General features: G+C 48.9%; 3 protein-coding genes. 2 read left to right on the forward strand and 1 reads right to left on the reverse strand.

Annotation, left to right across the window (positions count from 1 at the left end):
* Positions 1-496 precede the first annotated feature (496 nt).
* Positions 497-1681 (forward strand): 2'-O-glycosyltransferase CruG, encoded by a 1185-nt coding sequence (gene cruG / locus IQ263_RS27275; RefSeq protein WP_194071182.1) that lies wholly within the window; start codon positions 497-499, stop codon positions 1679-1681.
* A gap of 150 nt (positions 1682-1831) precedes the next feature.
* Here the strand turns inward: cruG and IQ263_RS27280 are convergent, their stop codons facing one another.
* Complete coding sequence (locus tag IQ263_RS27280) at positions 1832-5887, reverse strand: FG-GAP-like repeat-containing protein (RefSeq protein ID WP_194071183.1); 4056 nt, start codon at positions 5885-5887, stop codon at positions 1832-1834.
* A gap of 275 nt (positions 5888-6162) precedes the next feature.
* On the opposite strand from IQ263_RS27280, the gene IQ263_RS27285 reads away from it, so the two are divergent.
* A complete protein-coding gene (locus tag IQ263_RS27285) occupies positions 6163-7230 on the forward strand; it encodes a TIGR03032 family protein (RefSeq protein WP_194071184.1) in 1068 nt (355 codons plus the stop codon).
* Positions 7231-7411: the final 181 nt, after the last annotated feature.

Raw genomic sequence — 7411 nt, forward strand, 5'->3', positions numbered from 1 at the left:
TGTAAGTAGAAAGGCGTAAATATTTGTAGTTGGGATGAGGCAGGAGTCAGGAGACAGAATGCAGGAGGGATTGGGGTTTTAGCCTCATTTATCTTTCTTAACACAGTTGTGTTTTTCCCCACCGACTTACTTAGTGCGGACTAATTTGATTGCTGTCGCTCCCCCGGACACTCTCTAAACTCCTAATTAATACCATTTCTCTAAAATCATGCAATACTCTTTGACCCCCCCGCTGCATTGCGGGGGGGACAAGAATACTGTTGCATTATTTTTTGAAATTGGTATTAATTCGCTTTACACCATTTATTCCAAGCGTGCGTCTATTGGGAAATTGTGAATTTTTTCCGACAATTTTCGCTAATGCACCCTACTGTACTGTAAGATGCTTAAAGCTAAAATTTGATTAAATTTTTCAAATTAATACCGCCCACAATTCGCAATTCCGAATTCTTCAATTTAAAATCTAAAATCTAAAATCCATAAGATCGCCCCTAATATGCCAAATCTCTTGACAAGCATCCTACCTGTCGCCATCCTGCTGCTGCAATTACCCGCCGCCGTCCTTTTAATGTCGCGGTTAATTAAAGGCCCGTCGCGCATTCCGCCCCTGGAACCGGAATCGCCGACGCTGGACTTGTTAGGGGCTTGTACTGCGGTGGTGCCGACTTTGAACGAGGCCGATCGAATTTCGCCTTGTTTGGAAGGATTAACTCGCCAAAGTTACGAGCTCCGAGAGGCGATCGTAGTTGACAGCTATTCGGTAGATGGAACGGGAGATTTAGTCAAGGCTGCGGCCGAAAAAGACCCCCGGTTTCGGTTGATTAACGACGATCCGCTGCCGGCGGGCTGGGTGGGGCGGCCCTGGGCGCTGAATTGGGGTTTTTTGGCAAGTTCCCAGAAGTGCGAGTGGATTTTGGGGATAGATGCGGATACTGTGCCGCATCGGGGTTTGATTGCGAGTTTACTCAAAACGGCGGCTGCTGGAAATTACGATTTGATTTCGCTGTCGCCGCAGTTTATCCTCAAGTATCCGGGGGAGTTGTGGCTGCAGCCTGCGCTGTTAATGACTTTGGTTTATCGGTTCGGGCCGACGGGGACTGGCGGGGATGTGCCGGAACGGGTGATGGCAAACGGTCAGTGTTTCCTCTGTAAGCGCGAGGTTTTGGTGGCTTTAGGGGGCTATGAGGTGGCAAAAGGTTCTTTTTGCGATGATGTGACTCTGGCTCGCTATGCGGCTGCTAAGGGCTTTAAGGTGGGTTTTTTGGATGGGGCGAAGGTGTTGCAGGTGCGGATGTATGAGGGGGCGATCGAGACTTGGAATGAGTGGGGGCGATCGCTCGATTTGAAAGATGCTGCTTCTAGCGGTGAAATTTGGGGCGATTTGTGGCTGTTGTTGGCGGTTCAAGGTTTGCCGGTGCCGATCGTCCTGTGGTATTTGTTGTCTGGTTCAGTGCCTGCTGTGGGGGCGTTTCCGCAGTTTTGGCTGTGGGGATTGAATGTATTTTTGGTGGCGGTGCGATCGGCTTTGTGTTTGGCGATCGCCCCAAGCTACGATACAACTCAGGCCTCTGGTAAATGGCTGTTTTGGCTGTCACCTTTAGCAGATCCGCTGGCGTTTTTGCGAATTCTAATTTCTGCTTTTAATCAGCCTACTCAGTGGCGCGGCCGCAAGTATGAATAGTCATTAAAATTCGGAATTATTACTAGCTGAAATGAGGAGACGGCAGTGCCGTTTCCCTACAGCAGATTAATTGTAGGGAAACGGCACTGCCGTCTCCTTCTTATGTACTGCCGTGTCCTGACTGTGGGTAATATGAATTCCCCATCAATCTTACAAGAAAGAGCTACTATTAAGAGCCGTTGGATTCAGATTATAAACCACTCCCAAGTAGTCATTCCCAGATTTGATCGCCGTTGATAATACAGCAGTTGCACCATCTAAAATGACATTAACTGACTCAAAAGTTAATTGACTAAAAGTGACATCAATTAACTTGATTTTATCCTCGGAAGTGAAGTCAGTAATCACATCGGCTTGAGATACTTCCGTAGCCGTATCTTGCAATACAAAGATATCATTCCCTGCGCCACCTGTGAGGATATCCAAACCGGAATCGCCATTCAGGAGATCGTTACCCGCACCGCCTGATAAGATATCATCTTGCTTACCACCGCGCAGGGTATCATCGCCATCACCACCTAGCAGGATATCGTTATCATTATTCCCGCTAAGAAAATCGTTGCCAGTACCGCCATCGATCGAATCTGAACCTTTGCCGCCAAATAGTTGATCGTCACCACCTGCACCTACTAGAGTATCTTCTCCTTGATTCCCAAAATAGGTGTTTGGGAAGTCTAATCCCTTCAAGGAATCGTTGCCGGAAAGGGCAAATACGCTTAAGCCTAATGCTGCTGCTGGGAAGCTGGTATCGTTGCCATCTGTTAGCAGGTAAACATCTCCTAATCGGGTGTTTTCTGGTAAACCCGATCGCACATTACTTGATACCGATGGTTTTGGCATTGCGATCGCAATTTGTACTTCCCCTGTCGGTGTCGGTGTCGGCGTCGGTGTCGGTGTCGGTGTCGGTGTTGGTGTTGGTGTAGGAGTTGTGACTGGGGGTATTGGTGTTGTGACTACAGGTGTTGGTGTTGTGACTGCGGGTGTTGGTGTTGTGACTACAGGTGTTGGTGTTGTGACTACAGGTGTTGGTGTTGTGACTACAGGTGTTGGTGTTGTGACTACAGGTGTTGGTGTTGTGACTACAGGTGTTGGTGTTGGAGTTACAGGGTTATTACCACCAGTCAAAATTTGTTCATCTAACGCCGTACCCGTGTTTTCTGCAACTAGAGAATCGAGGGGTTTTTGACCTGCACCAAATGCTTTAAAGTCTTGAGTTGTTTCACCCAAAGCAATTTTTTGGATTGCTGCTACTTGTTTTTGCAGTTGTGTCAGATCGGTATTAGTCGCGATCGCCTCTACAATACGTTGATTAGATGCTGCGATTACCTCGGCTAGTGCTGGTGCCGCTACTAATATCTCTTGGCTGTTAAAATTAGAATCGATCGCCTTTACCCGATCGCCCACTTGGACGATTAAATCCGCCACTTGTTCGGGTTTGGTGAAATCTAAGGTTCCTGTTAGGATGCGATCGGCGATCGTACTAATTATTTGCTTGACAGCATCACCCATAGTCAGATTGCTTGCACCTTCAATTAATCCCGCTGTTTGAGTAATCGAGTTTTGGGCTACCAGCATCGTAGTTAATACCGCTTTACCACCCGGTTGTTGCCCTAGGGTAGCGGCGATCGGATCGACATAATTAATCGGGATATCGCTGGGAATACCGAAAGCATTGGTGACTTTGGCATTGGCTTCGTTGACGCTTAAATTGCGATCGGCTAATTCAGCTACAATGCTAGTCAGTAAAGTAATTACTTCTGCATCCGGTGTGGCTTTGAGCGGAGTTTCTAGGGGTAAACCCGTACCGATGTCGGTGCCGCCAAAAGCAACTAAATTACCTTCACTTGCATCAAGTTTGCCGTTATTATTAGTGTCAAAAGTGTCCGAAGTAATATCAAAACTAAATGCGCCGTTACCGTCTGTTGTGCCTTTGGGTTCGTTCGGATCGGCGATGCCATTTTTGTTAGCATCAAAGAAGACATTCGCGCCGGCAATATAGTCGTCAATTACAAAACCACCAAAAGTAGAACTCTTGAAGCGGATTATTTCGCTAACATTGGCACCAGACGAATCCGTTCCTATTATCTTCATCCAGTAGTCAAATTTCTGCGGGCGAGTCTCGCCGATCTCAATTTTGCGAGTTGCGGAATTGAAAGTTAACCATGAGGGGAGAGGAATCTCAGGAAAACTTAACTCATTTACTGGCTGACGATAGCGACCGCCACTCCGATCGGTTTTCCATGTAAACGCCGACGAATTCAACGCCTTGAAATCTGCTAGGGCGATCGAATAATTAATGCTGTCGCCCGGATCGGGGTCAGTATCGGTGTTTGCAGCCAAGGTAAACACATTGCCAGTTTGAGAAAAACCTAGTGCTCCACTTTGCGAAAAGGCAGAAAGATTTACAACTGGGGGGTTGTTCTTATTCGTTGGCGTTACTGGTGTTGGTGTGGGAGTTACTGGCGTTGGTGTGGGAGTTACTGGCGTTGGTGTGGGAGTTACTGGCGTTGGCGTGTTGAGCAGGATGGAGGCTGTGTTACTGCGGTAGTTCGCCACAGCTAAGTCAGGTTTCCCGTCGCCGTTGAAGTCGCCGATGCTCATGGATTCGGGGCCGTCGCCAGCAGCGAATTCATCGCCAATAGCGAAGGTGACGAAGGTGGCTCCTGTGGTGGTGGTGTTGAGCAGTATGGAGGCGGTGTCGCTCCGGCCGTTCGCCACAGCTAAGTCAGGTTTCCCGTCGCCGTTGATGTCGCCGATGCTGACGCTGTTGGGCTCATCGATGAGCCCGAATCCATCGCCAGTAGGGAAAGTGACTTGGGGGGCGAAAGAGGGGGTGGTGGCGACCGTGGTGGTGGTATTGAGCAGGATGGAGGCACTGTCGCTGTTGAAGTTCGCCACAGCTAAGTCAGGTTTCCCGTCGCCGTTGATGTCGCCGATGCTGACGCTGTTGGGACGATCGCCAGTAGGGAAAGTGACTTGGGGGGCGAAAGAGGGGGTGGTGGCGACCGTGGTGGTGGTATTGAGCAGGATGGAGGCACTGTCGCTGTTGAAGTTCGCCACAGCTAAGTCAGGTTTCCCGTCGCCGTTGATGTCGCCGATGCTGACGCTGTTGGGACGATCGCCAGTAGGGAAAGTGACTTGGGGGGCGAAAGAGGGGGTGGTGGCTCCCGTGGTGGTGGTGTTGAGCAGTATGGAGGCGGTGTCGCTGTAAAAGTTCGTCACAGCTAAGTCAGGTTTCCCGTCGCCGTTGATGTCGCCGATGCTGACGGATATGGGGCCATCGCCAGTAGGGAAAGTGACTTGGGGGGCGAAGGTGGGGGTGGTGGCTCCCGTGGTGGTGGTGTTGAGCAGTATGGAGGCGGTGTCGCTCCGGCGGTTCGCCACAGCTAAGTCAGGTTTCCCGTCGCCGTTGATGTCGCCGATGCTGACGGATTCGGGAAGATCGCCAGTAGCGAAGGTGACGAAGGTGGCGAAAGTGAGGGTGGTGGCGCCGATGGGGGTGGTGTTGAGCAGGATGGAGGCGGTGTTGCTCCGGCGGTTCGCGGTTGCTAAGTCAGGTTTGCCGTCGCCGTTGATGTCGCCGATGCTGACGGAGACGGGGCCATTGCCAGTTGGGAAGTCTACCTTGGGAGCGAAGCTGAGCACGCCGCTGTAGGTTTTGAGGGTGGTTTCTGTCAGAGCAAGTTTGGGCTTTTGGGGCGATGGGGGGATGAGTTGCGGAATGTCCCAGGTGCCGCCTAGTTCGCTGTTACCTGTAGGTTGGGAGTTAGCCGCGATGTTTGCGCCTGTGAGTTGGTTCAGTTGAGTCAGGAATTGGTGCCCCGATTTTTCGGCTGCTACGTTACAGCCATACAAGATGATGCTGGCGTTGGCTGTGAAACAGTTTCGCCACTGTTGCAACTGTTGGGTGTAGTGTTCGATGTTGCTGCTGTTGAGTTCTGTCGTGCCTAAGTAAATCTTGCCGGGGCTACCGTGGGTGATGATGTGGAGGGTTTCGATGCCTTGATGCCGATCGAGGATTGTGGTGATTTGCTCTATGGCATCAGGCTGGTTTTCCAGGATGTAGGTGGCTGTGTCTGGTTTGATGCCTTGGGCTATGTAGTTGCTGTCTGGTACTGTGGGGTCAAGGATGACGATCGAGCTTGGCTGGTTGCTCATGCAAGCAACAAAGGGATTTTTTTTGTTAAGTTGAGTTAGGGTTTTCATCTGTTTTTGCTTTAGGTAGAATTACTGGTTTTTGAGCTGCTAAAAGCGATCGCCCGATTTGATTTGCGATGGCGGTATTTCTATCTGGTAGCGGATGACCCCCTAAACTTTTAATTGCTAGGAGCTTAGCAGGGTTCGATCGTACTGTCAGTGGTTGAGCTTCTCCTTTACAAAACCTTTATATTTATCGGGTTATTTTAAACAAATTATAAAAAGTCGAAGTCGGGGCGAGTTTATGAGATTATTGATTTTAGGCAATTACACTCAGTGATGCTATGAATAATGACGATCGCACAAATTTCACTACAGTACAAGAACACGAGATTTTTGGCGATCGCGATTTGCCATCTTGGTTAACTCAACAACAAATCAGCCTCGCTTGCACCACCTATCAAACCAGCAGGTTAATGTTAATAGGTGCTGTGCCAGAAACGAACAGAATCTCGGCTTTTTGGCGAATATTCGATCGCGCTATGGGGCTTTACTGCACGCCGGAACGCCTTTATCTCAGCTCAAAATATCAACTCTGGCAATTAGATAATGTCTTAGAATCCGGGAAATTATACCAAGGATACGATAAATTATATATACCAAGAATTGGTTATACTACAGGAGATATCGACATTCACGATATCGCTGTCGATAAAAACAATCAAATCATTTTTATTAGCACTTTATTTAATTGTATCGCTACTTTGAGCGATCGCCACAGTTGCAAACCTCTGTGGAAACCGCCGTTTATCTCACAATACATCAACGAAGACCGCTGTCACCTCAACGGTTTGGCGATGGTGGAGGGGGAGGCGAAATATGTGACGGCTTCGAGTCAGTCGGATGTGGTGGATGGCTGGCGCGATCGCCGAAAAAATGGCGGTATAGTTATTGATATTGAATCTAATGATATTATCGTCACAGGATTGTCGATGCCGCATTCACCGCGGTGGTATCAAGACAAGTTGTGGTTGCTGAATTCGGGGAGAGGAGAATTCGGTTATGTGGATTTAGACACAGGGAAATTTGAGGCCATTACGTTTTGTCCGGGATATGTCCGAGGGCTAGCATTTTGGCAAAATTGGGCAATTGTTGGACTCTCGAAACCTCGGGGAGGTGACAACACTTTTAGCGGTTTGGAATTGGATGATTTGTTGGTAGCCAAGGATGCTGAGCCTCGCTGTGGTATGATGGCGATCGATTTGACTGCTGGGGCGATCGTTCATTGGTTGCGGTTTGAAGGAATTGTCACGGAACTGTATGATGTCCAGGTGATTCCGGGGGTACAAAAGCCGATGGCTTTGGGTTTTCAAACTGATGAAATTGCTCAGTTAATTACTTTAGAATTGTAAACCGCAGATGCGGGCGGATGGACGCGGATAATTGTTAATTTGGATGTACGCAGAGGGGAAGAAACTGTAACTAAATTCTTAGACATCTATTGACATCCTTCCCGGATTGGGCAAGAATAATGGTGTAGTCTGTATCAGTTGAGTTGATGGAGAATACATCAGAAGTGACGGTCAGTATCGG

It is taken from the genome of Tychonema sp. LEGE 06208 (genome assembly GCF_015207505.1).
Lineage (GTDB): Bacteria > Cyanobacteriota > Cyanobacteriia > Cyanobacteriales > Microcoleaceae > Microcoleus.

What these genes read in the sequence shown, in the direction of transcription:
- cruG (WP_194071182.1), top strand. Translation starts at nt 497, where the DNA reads ATGCCAAATCTCTTGACAAGCATCCTACCTGTCGCCATCCTGCTGCTG.
- IQ263_RS27280 (WP_194071183.1), bottom strand. Translation starts at nt 5,887, where the DNA reads ATGAAAACCCTAACTCAACTTAACAAAAAAAATCCCTTTGTTGCTTGC.
- IQ263_RS27285 (WP_194071184.1), top strand. Translation starts at nt 6,163, where the DNA reads ATGAATAATGACGATCGCACAAATTTCACTACAGTACAAGAACACGAG.